This window comes from Paraburkholderia sp. BR10936 (genome assembly GCF_040965735.1).
Taxonomy (GTDB): domain Bacteria; phylum Pseudomonadota; class Gammaproteobacteria; order Burkholderiales; family Burkholderiaceae; genus Paraburkholderia; species Paraburkholderia nodosa_A.
The window spans coordinates 456,178-475,158 of the sequence record NZ_JBFRCM010000005.1 but is presented as its reverse complement, the minus strand read 5'-3'; the positions used below and the strand labels follow the sequence as shown (position 1 = coordinate 475,158).

Sequence of the window (18,981 nt, the reverse complement as noted above, 5' to 3'; positions counted from 1 at the left end):
TTAGTGCGGCACCGCCGTCAACGTGCGCAACTGCTCCAGCAGCTTCACCGCCGGGCTCGGCAGAATGCCGTGGCGCCGGCGAAACGCGGTGAGCGTGCGCCGGCCCTCGACTCCCGGCATGTCGAGCGTATCGAACACACCCGCCTTGCTTTCCGTGAGGTACATCGTCGATGCCATCCAGCTCAGGAACCCCGAGCGCGCCACGAGGCTCTTGAGCGCCGTGATCGAGCGCGTTTGCACCACCACGTTCGGCAGGCCCAGCCCGTGCGCCGCGAAGACCTGCTCCATGTGCTCGAACGGCGCCGTGCCGCGCGGCGGAATCGCCCATTGCTCGTCCAGGGTGTCCGCGAGCGTGAGGTCGGGTTTCGCGCGCAACGGATGATCGTGCGCCGCCACCACATAGCTGGAATCCTCCCAGCGGCAATCGCCGATCGCTGCGATTTCGTCGGTATCGGGCACGGCCATGCTGAGCGCGAGATCGATCTCGCGTTTGACGAGCGCATCGGCGAGCCGGTCCCACACGCCTTCGAGAATCTCGACGCGCAGCCCGGGCCAGCGCCGCAGCACGCCGCTCACGGCGAGCGGTAGCACGAGGCTCGCAATGCTGCCCACCGCCCCCACGCGGATCGTGCCGCGCGCTAGGCCGCGCATGGCGTCGATTTCCTCGCGCGCCTGCTCCGCTTCGCGCTGCAGCAGGATGGCGTGCGGCAGGAGCGCTTCGCCCACGGCGGTGAGGTGCATGCCGCGCGAATGCCGCTCGAACAGCGGCGCGCCCACTTGCTCTTCGAGGCGGCGGATCGCGCGCGAGAGCGCGGGCTGGGTCACGTGCAGCGTTTCCGCCGCGCGCCCGAGACTGCCCGCCGAGACGATGGTCGCGAACGCCTGGAGTTGCTGGAGGTTGTAAGTCATGCCTAAAGGTAATGGCTTTTGGCGAAATCCGCAATTTTCGGTTACCCGTAGCGTCGCGATAATGATCCTCCATTGAACGACGCGCTTTTTTCGACAGGAGGCCTTGGATGACTGGCAGCGCGCCTCAGCAGAACCAGCAGAAGCGGGACACCACGGCACCCGGCGGCGCCGGCGGTGCCTATACCGTGCGCGACGCGGTCATCGACTTCGCCCGCCGCGTGGGCATGACCTCGGTCTTTGCCAACCCCGGCTCGACCGAGCTGCCCATGTTCCGCGACTTTCCCGCCGACTTCCGCTACGTGCTCGGTCTCCAGGAAGCGGTCGTGGTCGGCATGGCCGACGGCTATGCGCAGGCCACCGGCAATGCGGCGATCGTGAACCTGCACTCGGCGGCGGGCGTGGGCAACGCCATGGGCAACCTCTTCACGGCGTTTCGCAACCGCACGCCGCTCGTCGTCACGGCGGGCCAGCAGGCGCGTTCGATCCTGCCCTTCGACCCGTTTCTCGCGGCCACCCAGGCCACCGAACTGCCCAAGCCCTATGTGAAGTGGAGCATCGAGCCGGCGCGCGCGCAGGACGTGCCGCTCGCCGTCGCGCGCGCTTACGCGATCGCCATGCAGGAGCCGCGCGGCCCGGTGTTCGTGTCGATTCCCGTGGACGACTGGGACCAGTCGGCCGAACGCGTGCCCGATCGCGCGCTCGCGCACACCACGCGCCCCGAGCCCGCGATGCTGGCGAACATCGGCGCGGCTCTCGACGCGTGTGCGCGCCCCGTCTTCGTGGTGGGCGGCGCGGTGGATCGCGCGGGCGCGGCCGACGACGTGGTCCGGCTCGCGGAGCGCCATCGTGCGCGCGTGTTCGTCGCCCCCATGACGGGCCGTTGCAGCTTTCCGGAAAAGCATCCGCTGTTCGCGGGCTTTCTGCCGGCCATGCGCGAGCGCATCGTCGAGTTGCTCGGCGGGCACGATCTCGTGTTCGCGATCGGCGCGCCGGCTTTCACCTATCACGTGGAGGGCCACGGGCCGCACGTGCCGCCGGGCGCCGCGCTGTACCAGTTGATCGACGATCCGAACACCGCCGCGTGGACGCCCGAGGGCATGGCCGCCGTGGGCAATGTGAGGCTGGGCGTGCTGGATCTGCTGGAGCGGCCCGCGCCGGCCGTCGAGCGTGCGATGCCCGCGCGGCGCGCCGTGCCGCCGCGCGCCATGCCGCCGGCTGTGCCGGGCGAGCGCATGTCGGTCGCCTACGCGCTGCAAACGCTCGCCGAAGTGCGCGACGCGGGCACGACCGTCGTCGAGGAAGCGCCCAGCTCGCGCCCGGTGATGCAAGCGTACCTGCCCTACGAGCGCCCCGGCACCTTCCTCACGATGGACAGCGGCGGCCTGGGCTACGGCATGCCCGCCGCCGTGGGCGTGGCGCTCGCGAAGCCCGGCGAACGCGTAATCGCGCTGATCGGCGACGGCTCCAGCATGTACTCGATCCAGGCGATCTGGAGCGCGGTGCAGCTCGATCTGCCGATTACCTTCGTCATCCTGAACAACACGCGCTACGCAGCGCTACAGGACTTCGCGCCGGTGTTCGGCTTCGCGCCGACCGACCCGGTGCAGGGCACCGACCTGCCGGGGCTCGATTTCGTCACGCTGGCCGCGGGTATGGGCTGCCCCGGCGTGCGTGTGAGCGAGGCGGGGCCGTTGCGCGATACGCTTGGCCGCGCGCTGGCCGGGCAGGGCCCGAAGCTGGTCGAGCTGCTCGTCGCCTGAACGGTGCGTGCGCAACCTGTCGAATTCACGTAAAGCGAGGAAAAAGGACATGCAAACCGTAACGATGCTGATCGACGGCGAAGCGGTGCAGGCACGCAACGGGGCGACGTTCGAGCGCCGCAATCCGCTCGACGGCACGGTGGCGAGCTGCGCGCCCGCGGGCACGGTGGAAGACGCAGTCGCGGCGGTCGATGCGGCGGCGGCCGCCTTCCCGGTATGGTCGGCCATGGGCCCGAGCGAACGCCGCGCGCTGCTCACGAAGGCCGCGCACGCGCTCGAAGCCAAAGCCGAAGCGTTCGCCGCCGCGATGGCCGCGGAAACCGGCGCATCGGGTATCTGGGCGGGCTTCAATGTGCATCTCGCGGCAGCCGGCCTGATCGAGGCCGCCGCGCTCACCACGCAGATCGGCGGCGAGCTGATTCCCTCCGACGTGCCCGGCAGCCTCGCCATCGGCGTGCGCCAGCCGGCGGGCGTCGTGCTCGGCCTCGCGCCCTGGAATGCCCCCGTGATCCTCGCGGTGCGCGCTATCGCGTTGCCGCTCGCGTGCGGCAATACCGTCGTGCTCAAGGGCTCGGAGATCTGCCCGGCCACGCACGGTCTCATCATCGCGGCGATGCAGGAGGCGGGCCTGCCGCGCGGCACCGTCAACTTCGTGACGAACGCGCCCGCCGACGCGGCGCGCGTGGTCGAAGCCATGATCGCGCACCCGAAAGTGCGCCGCGTGAACTTCACGGGCTCCACGCGCGTGGGCCGCATCATCGCCGAAACCTGCGCGCGGTACCTGAAGCCTTCCGTGCTCGAGTTGGGCGGCAAGGCGCCGCTCGTCGTGCTCGACGATGCCGATATCGAAGCGGCGGCGCACGCGGCCGCGTTTGGCGCGTTCGCCAATTCCGGGCAGATCTGCATGTCGACGGAGCGCATCATCGTCGATGAAAGCATTGCCGACGCCTTCGTCGCGCGTCTGGGCGAGCGCGCCCGCGCGCTGCCGCTCGGCGATCCGCGCAAGGGCCCGGTCGTACTCGGCTCGGTGGTGGACATGAGCACCGTGGAGCGCTGCAACGCGCTGATCGACGACGCGCTCGCCAAGGGCGCGACGCTCGTATGCGGCGGCAAGGCCGAAACCACGCTGATGCCCGCCACGCTGCTCGACCATGTCACGCCCGGGATGCGCGTCTATCACGACGAATCGTTCGGTCCCGTAAAAGGCATCGTGCGTGTGCGTGGCGAGGACGCCGCGATTGCCTGCGCGAACGACAACGCGTACGGGCTTTCGTCGGCGGTATTCAGCCGCGATACGGCGCGCGCGTGGCGCGTCGCACAGCGCATCGAGTCGGGCATCTGCCACATCAACGGGCCGACCGTGCACGACGAAGCGCAGATGCCGTTCGGCGGCGTGAAGGAGAGCGGCTTTGGGCGCTTCGGCGGCAAGGCGGGCATTGCCGAATTCACCGAACTGCGCTGGATCACGATGCAGACCGCGCCGCGCCACTATCCGTTCTAAGGGCGCGCCATGCATATCGCCATACTCGGCGCGGGCGCAATGGGCTCGCTGTTCGGCGGCCTGCTCGCCGTTGCGGGCCATCGCGTCACGCTCCTCGACGTCGACGACGCTCACTTGAACGCGATCAACGAAGCCGGTCTGCGGCTCACGACCGATGCGGGCGAGCGCGTCGTCGCGAATCTCGAGGCGTTGCGCCCGGAGGCGGCGACCACGCCGGCCGATCTGTTGATCGTCTTCACCAAGACGCTGCACACGCAGGCGGCGCTCGGCGCGGCGCACGCCGTGCTCGGGCCGCAAACTGCGCTGCTGTCGCTGCAGAACGGCCTCGGCAACGCCGAGCGTCTCGCACAGTTCGCGGACCCGGCTCGCGTGATGATAGGCGTGACGACCTGGCCGGCCGACAAGAACGGCCCTGGCCGCGTGAGTTCGCACGGCCAGGGCGTGATCCGCCTGATGAGCGCGGACGGCGCGCATTCGCCGATGCTTTCCCGCACGGTCCAAGCGCTCAACGACGCCGGACTCGCCTGCAGCGCGGACGCCGATGTCTGGGCCGCGATCTGGGAAAAAGTCGCGTTCAACTCGGCGCTCAACAGCCTGTGCGCGGTGACGGGCTGCACTGTCGGCGAGCTCACGAACGTGCCGGACGGCGAAGCGCTCGCGCTCAAGATCGTCGCAGAAGTCGCGGCGGTGGCGCATGCGCACGGCGTGGCCGTGAACGAGGCGCATGTGGCCGACAACGTGCGGCACGCGCTCGCGCATCACCGCGCGCATCGGCCTTCGATGCTCCAGGACGTGATCGCCGGGCGCAAGACCGAGATCGAGGCCATCAACGGCGCGGTCGTCGAGGCGGCGGGCATGCGTGCGATCGCCGTGCCATATACGACAGCGCTGCTGCATCTCGTGCGCCTCGTCGATGCAAAGGATTCCATATGAAATAGCAGTCAACGTCGCACCACCATGACAAACGAATGACTGCGCGTCCACAGCACAGCAAAGGAGACAATTCATGACTTATGCCACGCCCGCCCCCGCCTCGGGAGCGACCCCGCGCGAGAGCGACGTCATCGCCGGCGGCACGGTCGATATCGGCCGCACGCTCGACGAAGGCGCGTATTCCACGCTGCAGAAGTTCGCCGTGGTGCTGGCGGCCTTGTCGATCGTCGTCGACGGCTTCGACAGCCAGTTGATCGGCTTCGCGATTCCGGTGCTGATCAAGGAGTGGGGCATCACGCGCAATGCGTTCGCGCCCGTGGTGGCGGCGGGGCTGATCGGCATGGGCTTCGGCAGCGCATTCGCCGGCCTGTTCGCGGATCGCTTCGGACGCCGCTGGGCCGTGGTGGGCAGCGTACTCGTGTTCGGCACGGCGACCTGCGCAATCGGCCTCGCGCCGAACGTGGCGGCCATCGCCGCGCTGCGCTTCATAGCAGGCTTTGGCATTGGCGGCGCGCTGCCGAGTTCGACGACGATGACAGCCGAATTCACGCCCGCGCGCTTTCGCACCTTCGCGGTGACGGCAACCATCGTGTGCGTGCCGCTCGGCGGCATGCTGGCGGGCATTTTCGCGGCGCAAGTGCTGCCGGTGTACGGCTGGCGCGGGCTCTTTTTCGCTGGCGGTGTGCTGCCCCTCGTGCTCGCGCTCGTGCTGCTCGTGGCGCTGCCCGAGTCTCCCCGCTTTCTCGCACGCCGGCCGAAGCGCTGGCCCGAACTCGTGCGCCTGCTCGGCCGCATGGGGCGCGAGGTTGCGCCGGACGCGGTGTTCACCGACGTGCGCGAGCAAAGCGCCGAAAAGCACGTGGGCTTCACGGCGCTCTTTCGCGACGGCCGCGCACGCGACACCGTGGCGATCTGGTGGGCGTTCTTCATGTGCCTGCTCGCCGTGTACAGCGCATTCAGCTGGCTGCCCGCCATGCTGACGAGCGAAGGTCTGAGCGTCTCGCTCGCCGGCTACGGGCTGAGCGCGTACAACCTGGGCGGCGTGATCGGCGCGTTGCTGTGCGCGCTCGCCATTGCGCACTTCGGCTCGCGCGGGCCGCTCCTGTTGTGCTGCGCAGGCGGCGCGGCGAGCGCCTGGGTGATGCTCGGCGTGGGTGCGACCCAGCACACGGGCTTGCTCATTGCGGGTCTCGGCCTGCACGGCCTCTTCGTCAACGCGGTGCAATCGACCATGTACGCGCTGTGCGCCTACGTCTACCCAACGGGCGTGCGCGCGACGGGCACGGCCTCGGCGCTGGCATTCGGCCGCGTGGGCGCGATCCTGAGCGCGTTTGCCGGCGCGGTGGTGATTACCGCAGGCGGCGCGGCAGGCTATCTGACGATGCTCGGCGCAGCCATGGCGCTGGTGCTGATCGCGCTGGCCGTGGTGGGCCGTCATATCCCGAAGCGCGCGGGACAGCAGCGGATTTGATCCGTTCCTGAGACTGGACGATGGCGCGGGCCTGCGCCATCGCGTTCGGTCGGTCAGTGCATTCAATCAAGAGTACTAAAAAAACGACGCACGACAAGGCGGCGCGGCTGCGTGTCGCCCTCTCACGCGTCGAATCGAAAACAACGTCCGGCTGGCGGCAAGTCCGCGAGACCGGAACACCAGGAGAACACGGAGATCATGAAACTTCGGATCGCAGCAGGGCTGGTCTGCGCTGGCCTCAGCGCGTCGGCGTTCGCGCAGGGCAGCGTTACGCTTTACGGCATCGTCGATACCGGCATCGAATATGTTTCACACGCGAACGCGGCGGGCGACAGCGTGGTGCGCATGCCCGGCATTACCGGCGAAATGCCCTCGCGCTGGGGCGTGCGCGGCAGCGAGGGGCTGGGCGGAGGGTGGTCCACGATTTTCGCGTTGGAGAGCGGCTTCAACATGCGCGGCGGCACGTTGAATCAGGGCGGCCGGCTGTTCGGGCGCCAGGCGTGGGTGGGCATGAGCAGCCCCTATGGCAGCCTGACGTTCGGGCGTCAGTACACCATGACGTTCTGGGCGATCGCCGACGCCGATCTGCTCGGACCGGACATCTACGGCGGCACCGCTTCGTTCGACCAGTACCTGCCGAGTTCGCGCAGCGACAACACGATCGTCTACAAGGGCAGCTACGGCGGCTTCACGCTCGGCGCGACGTGGTCATTCGGGCGCGATTCGGCCGGCACCGGCAATTCGCCGGGCCAGGGCACCTGCGCGGGGCCCGTGCCGGGCAGCTCGCAGTCTTGCCGCGAATGGTCGGCGATGCTGCGCTACGACCGCAATGGCTACGGCGTCGCCGCTGCCTATGACGAACAACGCGGCGGCCCAGGCGCGGCGGCGAACCTCTACGACGGCACGCCGACCTTCGCGCTGACGAACCCGGGCGACACCGACGTGCGCATCCAGCTCAACGGCTACGGCCATGTCGGCGCGCTGCGCATCGGCGGCGGCTGGCTGGGCAGGCGCGTCGACACGGTGTCGGCTGAAACGCCCAACGTGCATTCGGACCAGTTCTATCTCACGGCGCAGTATCCGGTGACGGCGGCCTTTATCGTCGACGGCGGCGTGTACCGCATCGTCAATAGCGACCACGACACGCGCGGCACGATTGCGGCGCTGCGCACCACGTATCAGCTGTCCAAGCGATCAGCCGTTTATCTGCAGGGCGCGTATTTGTGGAACAGCGCGAAGGCGGCCTACACGGTGAGCCAGGGTGGCGGCGGCACGACGCCCGCACCGGGAGCGGGGCAACTGGGGATCATGGCGGGTATCCGGCATAGCTTCTAGGAATGCGGCTGCCGGTGGCGTGCAAACCCTCGCGTTGCACGCGGCCCTCGCCTGAACGAGGCGAGGGCCGCGTGGGCGATCAGAGACCGCTTACCGTCTTGACCGTCACCCACTGGCCGTTCTTCACCTGATAGACCGTGGACGAACCGTTCTTGAGCGAGCCATTAGCGTTGTACGCGATATGGCCGGTAATGCCGTCGAAGGCGATGCTTTGCATCTTCGCGCGATAGTCGTCGGGCTTGGTCGAATTGGCGGCCTGCATCGCCTTGATGGCGGCCCACGCCGCGTCGTAGCCGAACGGCGCGTAAGAGAGCACGTCGACGCCATACTTCTGCTTGAAGCGATCGGCGAACTTCGCGCCGACCGGCGTGCTGTCGAGCGGCCGGCCGTACTCCCACGCCATGGCGCCTTCGGACACGTCGCCCGCGAGCTTGACGAAGTCCACATCCTTCACGCCGCCGCCGCCCACGTACTGCGCCTTGATGCCGAGCTGGGCCATCTGCTTCATGATGCCGGCCGCCTGCGGGTTGAGGGCGCCCACGAAAATCAGATCGGGGTTCTTGCTCTTGATGTTCGTGAGCTGCGTCTTGAAGTCCGTCGCCTGGTTCGTCGTGTACTCGCGGTCGACGATCTCGCCACCGTGCGCCTTGACGGCCTTCACGAATTCGTCGGCTTCGCCCTGGCCGAACGCCGTGCGGTCGTCGATGACGGCGATGCGCTTGGCCTTCGTCGTCGTGACTGCGTAGGCGCCCGCGGTGCCCGCGTTTTGCGCGTCGCTCGAGATCACCATGAAGATGTTCTTGAAGCCGCGGCCGCTGATGACCGGGTTCGTCGCGGCCGGATCGATGTCGGGCAGGCCCGCCTTTTCGTACAGCTCGGAAGCGGGAATGGTCGTGCCCGAGTTGAAGTGGCCGACGACGACCGAAACGCCTTCGTCGACGAGCTTTTGCGCGACCTGCACGCCCACGCGCGGGTCGGCCTGATCGTCTTCGGCAACGAGTTCGAACGAGACGGGCTGGCCATTGATCTTGACGCCTTGCGCCTTGGCGTCGTCGAGGGCCATCTTGACGCCGTTTTCCAGGTCTTTGCCGTAATTCGCGTTCGGTCCGGTGAGCGGCGCGGCAAAACCGATTTTAACGACGGTATCCGCGCGCGAGGCGAGCGGTGCAACAGCGAGAAGTGCTCCAGCGGCAACTGCGATAGGGGTAAGAGTCTTCGCAAAACGCATGTTGTTTCCTTTGTCGGCAAGCATGGGTCTACTGCTGTGGCGTGCATACCGGCCAGGCTTCCCCGCTTCGCGCGGTTAGCGGCCGGCTCACGACTCTCTTGTTCGCGTCGACTGCGGGTTGGGCTCCTCCAGAATAGGCGTGGAATCGATCGAACCGCCCCGCACGCAAGACGCCGGGGCGAGACGCTGAGAGCGACTATAGGAAGCCAATATCGCTTCGTCTTGACCGTTCACGACGGCTTCCATGCGCATTTCTGCATAGCCGGCCGAATCGGGGCAATCAGGGCAAGTACGCCCTGCCGGGGCGAAATAAGGCGTAATAGAAATGTAATCGACATCCGCGCGGGGTCCGGTAAAGTCCCGCCATCACGCGCAATGCAGCACAACAATGACATCACGCCTGTCACGACGAGAATTCATCAAACTGACGATCGCGGTCGGCACGACCGTTGCGACCATTGAAACGAGCCCCGCGGCCTTCGCGAACGCCGCGCCTTGCCGGCTCACGCCCGAGCAGGAAGTCGGCCCTTACTGGATCGACGGCGATCTCGTGCGCAGCAACGTCCGGGAGGGCAGACCGGGCGTGCCGTTGACGCTCGACATCGTGCTTACCGACGCGAGAACGTGCGCACCGCTCGTTGGCGCGGCAGTCGACATATGGCAATGCGATGCGATGGGCGTCTACTCTGGCTACAGGAAGATGGAACTTCCGCCCCCACCCGATTTCGATCCGAAGGCGCCTGGCCGCCCGCCCGCGGGACGGCCCCCTGGTCCGCCGCCCATGACGCCGCCCACGCTGCGGCCTACCGACCACGAGACCTTCCTGCGCGGCATTCAGCACACCGATCGCGCGGGCATCGTCACGTTCGAAACCATCGTGCCGGGCAACTATCCCGGGCGCACCAACCACATTCATTTCAAGGTCCGCACGGCAAGCGCGTCGCAACCGCAGCGCACGCATGTTTCGCATGTCGGCCAGGTCTTCTTGCCGGAATCGCTGATGGTGACGCTGATGCAACTCGATCCGTATCGCGGCCACGCGATCCAGCGCACCACGCAGAGCGAAGACCCGATATTCGTCGATCAGTCCGGCTCGACGATGGTCGCAAGCGCGAGCCCCATTGCCGTTGATGGCCGCGTCACCGGGTTGCGTGCACGCGTGAGCGCGGTGGTCGATCCCGATGCGCAGCCGCAGCCGCTCGAACCGCTTCCGGGGCCTCCCGCACGCTGATCCCGGCCGCGCCGGGCGCGGGGCGGCAATGCAGGCCCAGGCGCGCTGATAGACTTCTTGCATGCAACATGGGAGAAGCGTTCGTGGGCGCGTTCGAGCGTGTCTTGATGCGAGCGTTCGGTCGACCCGAAGGCATCCTCGGCCGGCTCGGCGGCATGCTCATGGCAAAGATGAACCAGCCGTGCGCGGCATGGGCTATCGGCCTCCTCGAGATTCGCGAACACGACCGGGTGCTTGAAATCGGGTTCGGGCCTGGCGCGGGTATTCAGCTTCTCGCCGCAGCGGCACCCTCCGGGCACATTGACGGCATCGATCCATCACAGGAAATGCTGGCGCAAGCCACAGCGCGGAATGCCGCTGCAATCGCCCGCGGCCGGGTCGGTCTGCGAATCGGCTCAGTGGAGCGGTTGCCATGCGAAGCCAGCACCTTCGCGCCCGGTTTCACTGCGTATTCGGGACAAAAGCCCGGCGGGTTGATCGAACGACTAACAGCCGCCGGCTTTGTCGAAGCGAAGCTTGTCGAAACCGAGAAGGCTTTTTGCGTGCTCGCTGTCGAACCATGAGCGAACAGGCAGGTAACGGCCATTCAGCAGGATCGCAGAACAAGCGTGTGCCTATTTCTTTCGCCTGCTCTTTTCGGGGTCCTGAAGGGTGCGAAGCGCATAGCACGACGCTCCATGCCGGCTCAGGAAGAGCCGGCATACACGCCATCGCGCGACCTCGTCAGACGAAAAAGCTTACGACCCGCCAAAGAACACCGGCTTCATCCCGGTCGGGCTGGCCGGATGGCCCATCTGCGACGAGCCGTTCATGGCAGGGCCGTAGCCGCTGCCCTGGCCGGCGGCACTAGCGTCGGCGGCCGGCATGCTGGAGGGAAAGTCGACGGTGTTCGCATTGGCCGGATTGAAGCCGGCTTGCTGAAGCTGTGCGATCTCGGCCTGTACTTGTGCGCGCGTCAGACCTCCATCCGACTGCGCCAACGAAGCAATTGGCACAGCCATGACGGCGACCGCGCAAACTGCGTGGACTAGCGTCTTCATAATGGTCCACCTCCGGGTTGGTGACACCGGCTCACACGTGCTGCAAACGGCCCGTTCATCCGAACCCTGGTTCGACCCCTTGCCAGACTTTGCAGCGCTCATACGTTATCGTTGTCCTCTGTTCCGATCGTATGCGCGGGTGATCGTTTTGGCCTCCACCATTTGATGGAGGCTCTCGAAATGGCGCGGCGGATCGTGTGGCCACGCGCGTCGAAGCAGGGATCGGCATTTCGATCCTTTCCCGAGATTGCCTGGATTGTTCGGGGGCGGATGGTCTAACGGCTGTTCCGCAAGGTCAGCTGATTCGTCACCGACCTGACTCCGCGCACCGATCTTGCCGTGTTGCCGGCGAGCGCGATCTGCCTGGGCTCAGGCACCCATCCCGTGAGCGTCACGACGCCGAGGCGCGCCCTGACGCGAATCCCTGAAGCATCCAGGTTCGGCGTCCGCCCAAGGGCGTTGCGGACGTCACGAGTCACGGCACTGTCCGGCCTGTTCTGAAGCCGCGACGTCGAGTACGCCGCCCGATGCGCTGCCGCGCCAGCACCCGTGTTCTCACCTGTCTGCGCGCCAGCGTGGATCGAGCCACAACTCATGGAGACCACAACCAGGATCGCGCAGATTTTGACGCTCACACCGCTCACTTTCATGCTCCCTTTCAGGCCAGCCCTTCGATTTCCCGCTATCTAGCCGCTCCATCACGGTAGAACGCGTCACTGGCGTCCACCATTTGCGAGAGTCCGGGCTGTTCGAGTGGATAATGCCCGGCGCTTTCGAGCATGACAACCTTCACCGGCACCCTCTGGATCCTCTCGAGGAACGGTTCGCTCGAGTGCAAGGGCGTCCAGCGGTCTGCTGCGCGCAATGCCACGCCAGGCAAGGGGCGCAGCAAGGTAGGGCCGCATCGCTTCGCCTGCAAAGCGGGCCGCCTCGTGAAACAGTTACAAGATAAGTATTGACGCTGGTCCATCCGGCAGGGTAATGTTCGCATCGAAGTTCAAGAAGTTCGATTGCTGTTCATCAATTGCTCGCGCTCCCGCGGTATTCGTTGTCCTCTCCCTCCTTGAAGCTTCACGCGCTCTTCAATAGAGCAATTTTTCGCATTTTTTTCTCAAGGATTCTTCATGGATACCGGCACCGTTAAGTGGTTCAACGACAGCAAAGGCTTTGGCTTCATCACCCCGGACAAGGGCGGTGACGACCTGTTCGCTCACTTCTCCGAAATCAAGAGCGAAGGCTTCAAGACGCTGGCTGAGAATCAGAAGGTGAGCTTCGAAACGAAGCAAGGCCCGAAGGGTCTGCAAGCGGCTAACATCAAGCCGCTGTAAAGTTGAAGGGCCCGGCCTCCTCAGACGGACGCCGGGTTGCAGCGACACCCTCGCGGAGCTTTGCCTCCCTCTGTTGGCGCGATCACTCCTGATTGGCATCTGTTTATTCAGCAGCTTGCCGGCGCCATACGCCTCGTTGCGCCTCATTCTCCCCTCAGGCTTTAACGCCCTTTTTTCGCTTTTCGACGGCTGAAGAATTCGGCTCGAATGGCTTTGAATCGGCGCGCCCGTGCGCGATTCGCACGGCATATGCGCGCTCAAATATCATTAAAATTAAAATGCAGAACAAGCAAATTCAACATTACAACGGCTATGCCGTCCAATCCTCGGCGCATCGCTTGCCCGATGGTAGCTTTTCATCCAACCTGTTGCTCGAACTCATCGACGGCGAGCGAGCCGAAGGCCGCTACTCGTTCTATTCGCTCGATTACTTCAAGAGTGAAGAGCAAGCGTTGCAGCACTCGACCCAGTGGGCACGCAACTGGGTCGACACGCGCGGCTAAAGACGACGCCAAAGTGCGAAACACTCAACGCACCTGAAGCGCCAGGGCGGGTGCAGCAAAGCGCGCCCAATCATCACGCGGGACCCCGAACTGCGCGTCGTCGGCATGCGTCGCTGACAACACCCATTCCTTGTGGCCCCGCCGAGAGTGGCGGGATAAATAGCGGCCTTCGGTTACAATACAGGACTAGTTCGCTTCGCACAGCACCGACAAGACGCGTGTGGGTGAGTCGCGAGTCCTCCTTTGATTGATAGTTCAGCGATAACTGTGCTCGCTGGACTATACGCCCCGACGCGTATCGGTCCGGTATTGCGAGCCGCCGCGTTTTACCCATCCCCTCGCGTATCTCAGTCGCCGCCCGGACAGAGCGGTGACCATGACTTCCGGGACGCAAGGGCAGCCCGGCAATTTCATGCTCCCCATTGCCGCGCGAGCGCTTGTCGATCAACGCTCGCGACGTCTTCGCAATGCGGCGTCCGAACCCATGTCCCGCCAAATGATCAGGAATCTTGAATGGCCAAAGAAGAACTGCTGGAACTCGACGGTATCGTTGACGAAGTGCTGCCAGACAGCCGTTACCGCGTCACGCTCGACAATGGCGTGGTTGTAGGTGCGTACGCATCCGGTCGAATTCGCAAGAATCACATTCGCATCCTTGCGGGCGACCGGGTAACGCTGGAACTCTCGGTGTACGACCTGACGAAAGGACGAATCAATTTCCGGCATAAGGATGAGCGAAGCGGCGCCGCAACGCCAAGAACCCCATTTCGCCGTCGTTGACGGAGCGCGCGACCGTCGGCTGTGACCCTTACCTGTGCCACGACGCAGCGTGCACATCCATATCACGATTCGCCATGGCTGGTGGATCTCAACCAAGGAAAATAGTGACTACCGTAATTCTGAAACCCGACGAGCCCATGGAAGTTGCGTTGCGCCGTTTCCGTCGCTCGATCGAGCGCACCGGCCTGATTCCGGAGCTTCGTGCCCGGACAGCCTATGAAAAACCTACCGCGGTACGCAAGCGCAAAAAGGCCGCTGCTGTGGCACGCCTGCGCAAGCAGATCAAACGGTCGTTGCCGCCGAAGAAGCGGTACTGACCGCACCGGCATCTACCTGTGCCGACTGCCCCGATCCCATGGTGGCACTCCGCTGAACGCATCGACGAGGAAATCGATCATGACGCGCACCCTGGCGCTCAGCTGTCGACGGCTCGGGTACATGGCGAGTATGTCGATCTCGGCCAGCCGATAATCCGGCAACACGTGAACGAGTTTACCGGCACGTAGATCGTCGCCGGTCAGGAATGTTGGTTGCCAGATCACGCCTTGGCCAGCGAGCGCTGCCGAGCGTGCCATGTCGCCGTTATTGGTATGCATGTGGCAGTCGACCCTCACAGCGTGGGTCTTGCCGCCACGGTCGATGAGTTGCCACTCATCGCCGGTGGCCGCATAGGTGTACCCGATGCAGCGGTGCTGCATCAGGTCCGCCGGCATGGCCGGTTGTCCGAAGTGGGCCAGATACGCCGGCGACGCGCACAGGATGTTTTGCGATGTCGCCAGCTTGCGGGCTGCGTGGCTAGTGGAGCCGGCGCGAGGCGGCGCGACGAATGCCTTCAGACCTGGTGGAGACGCTCAAAGCGATTGGCATGTATCGCATGTTCGTACCCAGGAGTCACGGCGGAATGGAACTGGATCTTCCGCAGGGGCTCAGGGTGATCGTCGAACTCGCTAGGATCGATGGGTCGTTGGGTTGGACCGCGATGATTGCCAGTGCAAGCGCGCTGATTGCCTCCCTGCTGAACATTCGGACCTATGATCAGGTGTACGAATCAGTTCCGGACGTCATACTCGCCGGGTCATCCCAGCCCGGGGGCACCGCACAGCCGGTGCCGGGTGGCTGGCGCGTGAGCGGGCGCTGGCCGTTCGCGAGCGGTTGTCAGCAGACCGAATGGATGGTGGGTTTCGGCACGATGAAGAAAGACGGAAAGCCGCTTCCCGGTCACGCTGGCGAAGACGGGCCGCCGCTGGTGCGCGGCTTCATTCTCCCGGCGTCCGAATGGCAGATCGAGGATACGTGGCACGTGGCAGGGCTCAAGGGTTGCGGCAGCCATCACATCGCGATCGCCGACAGGATCGTGCCGGAAAGCAACTTCTTCGATACCGAGAGCCGCGCGGTCCGAACATCAGCAGCGTGGGCGAGTCATCTCCCTGAATGCCTCATGAGAGCCTCCGGAGGGATCTGGCCCGATTCGTGAATATCGAAATCGCTGGCACGCAATGATGCGTGGTCAGGCAAGCACAACTTCCGCAAGGAACGTTGCGAAGTAGTCGTCGTCCAGCCATCCTGAAACATGCTTTGACGCTTCGATGCGCTGGATTTCGCTCTGTCCTTTATCCGTCAGGACGGCAATCTGTAAGGTGGGGAGGTACTTCGTACTGGGGGGAGGTTTCTGGTCTACGGTCTGGATCAAACCCTGTGCGCGAAGCAACGTGAAGATTGCCGGTCGCTTGTGCCACGGTATTTGTCGATGCAAAGCAAGTCGAAGAGCTTCTAGTACAGCGCCATTATTGAATTCCATGAGGATCCTTCTGGTGTTCGACTGAAACGTCCTGCTGGCTCTGGGTACCTACAGTAGCACATGAATGGGTTCTGTACGATGACACATAAAAACGAAACCTGTCATGTTCAGCGATGATGCCGGCGCGGCGCGCGGCGCCGCTACGTTATTCAGCGGCGTTCAGCATCGATCTTCCTGACCATCGAACCTGCATGGTAACCGCTAAAATTACAGTTTTAGCCCGGAATACGCCGATGTCTTTTGCCTCGCTTGGCCTGATCGAACCCTTGCAGCGTAATGTGCAAGACCTCAATTACCAGACGCCGACGCCGGTGCAGGCCAAGGCGATTCCTGCCGTGCTCAGCGGCAAGGACGTCATGGCTGGGGCACAGACCGGTACCGGCAAAACGGCGGGTTTTGCGCTGCCCCTGTTGCAGCGGCTGGTGCAACACGGCCCGGCGGTGTCCAGCAACCGCGCGCGCGTTCTGGTGCTGGTGCCCACGCGTGAACTGGCCGAGCAAGTGCTGCAAAGCTTTATCGCTTACGGCAAAGGCCTCGACTTGCGATTTTTGGCCGCCTATGGCGGTGTGAGTATCAACCCGCAGATGATGAAGTTGCGCAAAGGCGTGGATGTGCTCGTTGCCACGCCGGGCCGTTTGCTCGATCTCAACCGCCAGAACGCCGTGCAGTTTGATCAGGTACAAACGCTGGTGCTGGATGAAGCCGACCGCATGCTGGATCTGGGCTTTGCGCGCGAACTCAACGCCGTCTTTGCTGCCTTGCCGGCTCAGCGGCAGACCCTGCTGTTCTCCGCGACGTTTACCGACGATATCCGCGCCATGGCGGCGGGCATTCTGCGCAGCCCGGTCAATATCAGCGTGAGCCCGCCCAATGCCACGGCCAGCAAGATCAAGCAGTGGGTGGTTCCGGTGGATAAAAGGAACAAGCCTGAGCTCTTCATGCACCTCGTGGCCGAGAACAACTGGGAGCACGCGCTGGTGTTCGTCAAAACCCGCAGTGGCGTGGATTATCTGGCGGCCATGCTGGATGAAGCGGGCTATGCGGTCGACACCATCCACGGCGACAAACCGCAACCGGCGCGACTGCGTGCGCTGGAGCGCTTCAAAACGGGCGAAGTCAATATGCTGGTGGCCACCGATGTGGCTGCGCGCGGGCTGGATATCGACGATCTGCCGTTGGTGATCAACGTCGATCTGCCGATCGTGGCGCAAGACTATGTGCACCGTATTGGCCGTACCGGCCGCGCGGGCGCCAGCGGCGTGGCGGTGTCGCTCGTGTGCGCCGATGAAGCGCCGCAACTGGCCGCGATTGAAGCGCTGATCCGGCAAACGCTGCCCCGCGAAGAAGAACCGGGCTTCGAAGCCGAACACCGCGTGCCGCAAACCAGCGCGACGGGTGAACTCATCAAGAAACCCAAAAAGCCCAAGAAGCCCAAAGTGTCCCATGCAGTGCCGGGCGTCATGCAGGTCGCCAGCAAAAAACCGCGCACGCAGAGCGGCGAAACCAAGGGCAAGCCTGCCACGCAGCGCACTGTGGCCGCGGGTAAGGGCACAAGTTTCACGAGCGGTAGCCCATTCAGCGTGCAAAAGCCACGCAGCAAGCCAGCTGCGGATTCGCGCAAGCCGGCTGGCAAACCCGCTGGCGGCCGCGGCAAACGCCAACCCTGATCCTTGGGATGCGCAACGCCAGTCCTGGAACAGGCTGGCCACCAGCGCACTTTGGCGCAGGGGCGCACACAACCGTGCTCAACGCGGCCAGTGCCTGCGAGAGACGACAGCGAAGCTTACGGCGATTGCGCCCGTCGCCGCGCGAAGGTGGGCGTCGTGGGACACGTCGCCGAAGCGAGAACGGCGACTGCGCACTCTGCGCGAATCGGAGTGGCTGACCGGGGGCGTGTCGGATTCGCTGTCGACCGCCGTTTTACCGATGGCGTCGGTTTCAAGGTCCGCCTGGGGGCCGTCAGCCGGCGAGGTTCGAATTGGCATTGCGGATGATTCTCGAGAGGGGCATGCACGTATTGAACTCCTCGCCCATCGATTAGTAAAATGAATGTTCTTACCGGTATGATTACTTTTCCGAATGGAACTGAAATTACTGAGGACGTTTCTGACGGTTACCGACCTGCGCCATTTCAGCCGCGCAGCGGATGCGTTGCACATGAGTCAGCCGGCACTCAGCAAGCAGATCGGCGCTTTGGAGGCGAGCCTCGGTGGCAGGCTGTTCGAACGCGGTCGGCACGGTGCGCAACTCACGCCGTTTGGCGAGACGTTCCTGTCCGATGCGCAGGCGCTCGTACGCGAAGCGGATGAAATCCTGTTGCGCGCGCGAGAGGCAAGCAGCGGCCGGCACGGCCATTTGCGCCTCGGAATCTGCCTTTCCGTATTGACGATTGTGCCGAAGCTCATCGCCGATTTTCGAGAGCAGCATCCTGCCGTCACCGTCACCCTGAGCGACCTGTCTTCCGCAGAGCAAACGCGCCGTCTGCTGGCGGGCAAGCTGGATGCCGGTTTCCTTCGCTTGCCTGCCGCGGATGGTCTGTCGTCATTCAAAGTCGTAGACGAGGGACTTGCGCTCGCATTGCCGCCACACCTTCGGTACACACGCCTCCCGGCGAATCTCGACGCGCTCAATAAAATCGGCTTCATCTCGCTGGTGCGTGCACGCGGGCCTGGGCTCGCTGCACAGATCGACCGGTGGTGCATCGAGCACCGCTTCGTGCCGAAGGTGACGCAGCAGGCCGAAGACATCCAGTCGGTCCTGACTTCGGTCGCCGCGGGAGTGGGCATTGCGTTCATTCCTTCTCGCGCACGACATCTGCTGCGGGATGCTACGGTACTGCCGCTTCATGGCAAAAACGCCAAGTGGCGCGTGGGACTCGCATGGCCTTCCATGCGGGAAAATCCGGTTACGGCGCGCTTTGTTGCATTCTTGCGCGCCGCAATGAAGAACGGTTAGTGGATGCGCCTGTTCCTGGAACTTGTGTACCAGGCCGACTCCAATGCCGCGCGTGTCGCTGCCGGGAGCCACCGTCAAGCCTGAGTAGGCGGTGCCGGAGAGCCTGTATTGCGCCTGATTCCGGTTCTGGAGAAAGCCGGCCGCTGTGTAGATTGAATGGTATTTTTTTACTTTCAATCGGACCGGGTAAACCAGTATCGAACCGTCGA

20 protein-coding genes and 1 pseudogene are annotated in these 18,981 nt (G+C 64.5%); 15 read left to right on the top strand and 6 right to left on the bottom strand.

The genetic code is table 11. From position 1 onward, the window contains the following. The gene (locus AB4Y36_RS14465; RefSeq protein ID WP_368683333.1) at window positions 1-909 is read right to left on the bottom strand and encodes a LysR family transcriptional regulator; all 909 of its coding nucleotides are present in this window, start codon (window positions 907-909) and stop codon (window positions 1-3) included. 107 nt (window positions 910-1,016) lie between these two features. Between AB4Y36_RS14465 and mdlC the strand changes: the two genes are divergently transcribed. The 5 genes from mdlC (at window position 1,017) to AB4Y36_RS14440 (ending at window position 7,909) form a co-directional block, all read left to right on the top strand. Beyond that, window positions 1,017-2,669, top strand: a complete 1,653-nt coding sequence (gene mdlC, locus AB4Y36_RS14460) for a benzoylformate decarboxylase (RefSeq protein ID WP_368683332.1) — start codon at window positions 1,017-1,019, stop codon at window positions 2,667-2,669. 49 nt (window positions 2,670-2,718) lie between these two features. Further along, the gene (locus AB4Y36_RS14455) at window positions 2,719-4,170 is read left to right on the top strand and encodes an aldehyde dehydrogenase (RefSeq protein WP_368683331.1); all 1,452 of its coding nucleotides are present in this window, start codon (window positions 2,719-2,721) and stop codon (window positions 4,168-4,170) included. Between the two features lie 9 nt (window positions 4,171-4,179). After that, entirely contained in the window at window positions 4,180-5,103 is a 924-nt protein-coding gene (locus AB4Y36_RS14450) for a ketopantoate reductase family protein (protein ID WP_368683330.1), read from the top strand. 73 nt (window positions 5,104-5,176) lie between these two features. Beyond that, window positions 5,177-6,574 carry an MFS transporter gene (locus AB4Y36_RS14445; RefSeq protein WP_368683329.1) on the top strand — a complete coding sequence of 466 codons (1,398 nt, stop codon included), beginning with the start codon at window positions 5,177-5,179 and terminating at the stop codon, window positions 6,572-6,574. 198 nt (window positions 6,575-6,772) lie between these two features. Further along, complete coding sequence (locus AB4Y36_RS14440) at window positions 6,773-7,909, top strand: porin (RefSeq protein ID WP_368683328.1); 1,137 nt, start codon at window positions 6,773-6,775, stop codon at window positions 7,907-7,909. Window positions 7,910-7,988: 79 nt separating this feature from the next. On the opposite strand, the gene AB4Y36_RS14435 is transcribed toward AB4Y36_RS14440, so the two are convergent. After that, window positions 7,989-9,137: a branched-chain amino acid ABC transporter substrate-binding protein gene (locus tag AB4Y36_RS14435; protein ID WP_069263002.1), complete on the bottom strand. Its 1,149-nt coding sequence runs from the start codon at window positions 9,135-9,137 to the stop codon at window positions 7,989-7,991. A 388-nt stretch (window positions 9,138-9,525) separates the two neighbouring features. On the opposite strand from AB4Y36_RS14435, the gene AB4Y36_RS14430 reads away from it, so the two are divergent. Beyond that, entirely contained in the window at window positions 9,526-10,368 is an 843-nt protein-coding gene (locus AB4Y36_RS14430; RefSeq protein WP_368683327.1) for an intradiol ring-cleavage dioxygenase, read from the top strand. Window positions 10,369-10,436: 68 nt separating this feature from the next. Continuing rightward, window positions 10,437-10,931 carry a class I SAM-dependent methyltransferase gene (locus AB4Y36_RS14425; protein ID WP_342949352.1) on the top strand — a complete coding sequence of 165 codons (495 nt, stop codon included), beginning with the start codon at window positions 10,437-10,439 and terminating at the stop codon, window positions 10,929-10,931. Window positions 10,932-11,105: 174 nt separating this feature from the next. Here AB4Y36_RS14425 and AB4Y36_RS14420 read toward each other — a convergent pair whose 3' ends face one another. Further along, window positions 11,106-11,408 (bottom strand): DUF4148 domain-containing protein, encoded by a 303-nt coding sequence (locus AB4Y36_RS14420; RefSeq protein ID WP_342949351.1) that lies wholly within the window; start codon window positions 11,406-11,408, stop codon window positions 11,106-11,108. Between the two features lie 275 nt (window positions 11,409-11,683). Then, the gene (locus tag AB4Y36_RS14415; RefSeq protein WP_368683326.1) at window positions 11,684-12,058 is read right to left on the bottom strand and encodes a BON domain-containing protein; all 375 of its coding nucleotides are present in this window, start codon (window positions 12,056-12,058) and stop codon (window positions 11,684-11,686) included. Between the two features lie 129 nt (window positions 12,059-12,187). On the opposite strand from AB4Y36_RS14415, the gene AB4Y36_RS14410 reads away from it, so the two are divergent. The 5 genes from AB4Y36_RS14410 to rpsU all read left to right on the top strand — a co-directional run bounded on the left by AB4Y36_RS14410 (window position 12,188) and on the right by rpsU (window position 14,336). Further along, the gene (locus tag AB4Y36_RS14410; protein WP_176732851.1) at window positions 12,188-12,367 is read left to right on the top strand and encodes a hypothetical protein; all 180 of its coding nucleotides are present in this window, start codon (window positions 12,188-12,190) and stop codon (window positions 12,365-12,367) included. Between the two features lie 165 nt (window positions 12,368-12,532). After that, window positions 12,533-12,736 (top strand): cold-shock protein, encoded by a 204-nt coding sequence (locus AB4Y36_RS14405; protein WP_069263007.1) that lies wholly within the window; start codon window positions 12,533-12,535, stop codon window positions 12,734-12,736. 278 nt (window positions 12,737-13,014) lie between these two features. Next, window positions 13,015-13,239 carry a hypothetical protein gene (locus tag AB4Y36_RS14400; RefSeq protein WP_342949468.1) on the top strand — a complete coding sequence of 75 codons (225 nt, stop codon included), beginning with the start codon at window positions 13,015-13,017 and terminating at the stop codon, window positions 13,237-13,239. A 513-nt stretch (window positions 13,240-13,752) separates the two neighbouring features. After that, a complete protein-coding gene (gene infA, locus AB4Y36_RS14395; protein WP_083245150.1) occupies window positions 13,753-14,019 on the top strand; it encodes a translation initiation factor IF-1 in 267 nt (88 codons plus the stop codon). A 104-nt stretch (window positions 14,020-14,123) separates the two neighbouring features. Then, window positions 14,124-14,336 carry a 30S ribosomal protein S21 gene (gene rpsU, locus AB4Y36_RS14390; protein WP_069263010.1) on the top strand — a complete coding sequence of 71 codons (213 nt, stop codon included), beginning with the start codon at window positions 14,124-14,126 and terminating at the stop codon, window positions 14,334-14,336. A 12-nt stretch (window positions 14,337-14,348) separates the two neighbouring features. Here the strand turns inward: rpsU and AB4Y36_RS14385 are convergent. Continuing rightward, window positions 14,349-14,831, bottom strand: a pseudogene (locus tag AB4Y36_RS14385) (substrate binding domain-containing protein); the annotation flags it as partial. Between the two features lie 14 nt (window positions 14,832-14,845). On the opposite strand from AB4Y36_RS14385, the gene AB4Y36_RS14380 reads away from it, so the two are divergent. Further along, a complete protein-coding gene (locus AB4Y36_RS14380) occupies window positions 14,846-15,493 on the top strand; it encodes an acyl-CoA dehydrogenase family protein (RefSeq protein WP_368683325.1) in 648 nt (215 codons plus the stop codon). Window positions 15,494-15,526: 33 nt separating this feature from the next. On the opposite strand, the gene AB4Y36_RS14375 is transcribed toward AB4Y36_RS14380, so the two are convergent. Then, complete coding sequence (locus tag AB4Y36_RS14375) at window positions 15,527-15,817, bottom strand: hypothetical protein (protein WP_069263012.1); 291 nt, start codon at window positions 15,815-15,817, stop codon at window positions 15,527-15,529. A gap of 233 nt (window positions 15,818-16,050) precedes the next feature. Here AB4Y36_RS14375 and AB4Y36_RS14370 point away from each other — a divergent pair, with 233 nt between their 5' ends. Beyond that, window positions 16,051-17,484, top strand: a complete 1,434-nt coding sequence (locus AB4Y36_RS14370) for a DEAD/DEAH box helicase (RefSeq protein ID WP_368683324.1) — start codon at window positions 16,051-16,053, stop codon at window positions 17,482-17,484. A 412-nt stretch (window positions 17,485-17,896) separates the two neighbouring features. Beyond that, window positions 17,897-18,772, top strand: a complete 876-nt coding sequence (locus AB4Y36_RS14365; protein WP_368683323.1) for a LysR family transcriptional regulator — start codon at window positions 17,897-17,899, stop codon at window positions 18,770-18,772. Window positions 18,773-18,981: the final 209 nt, after the last annotated feature.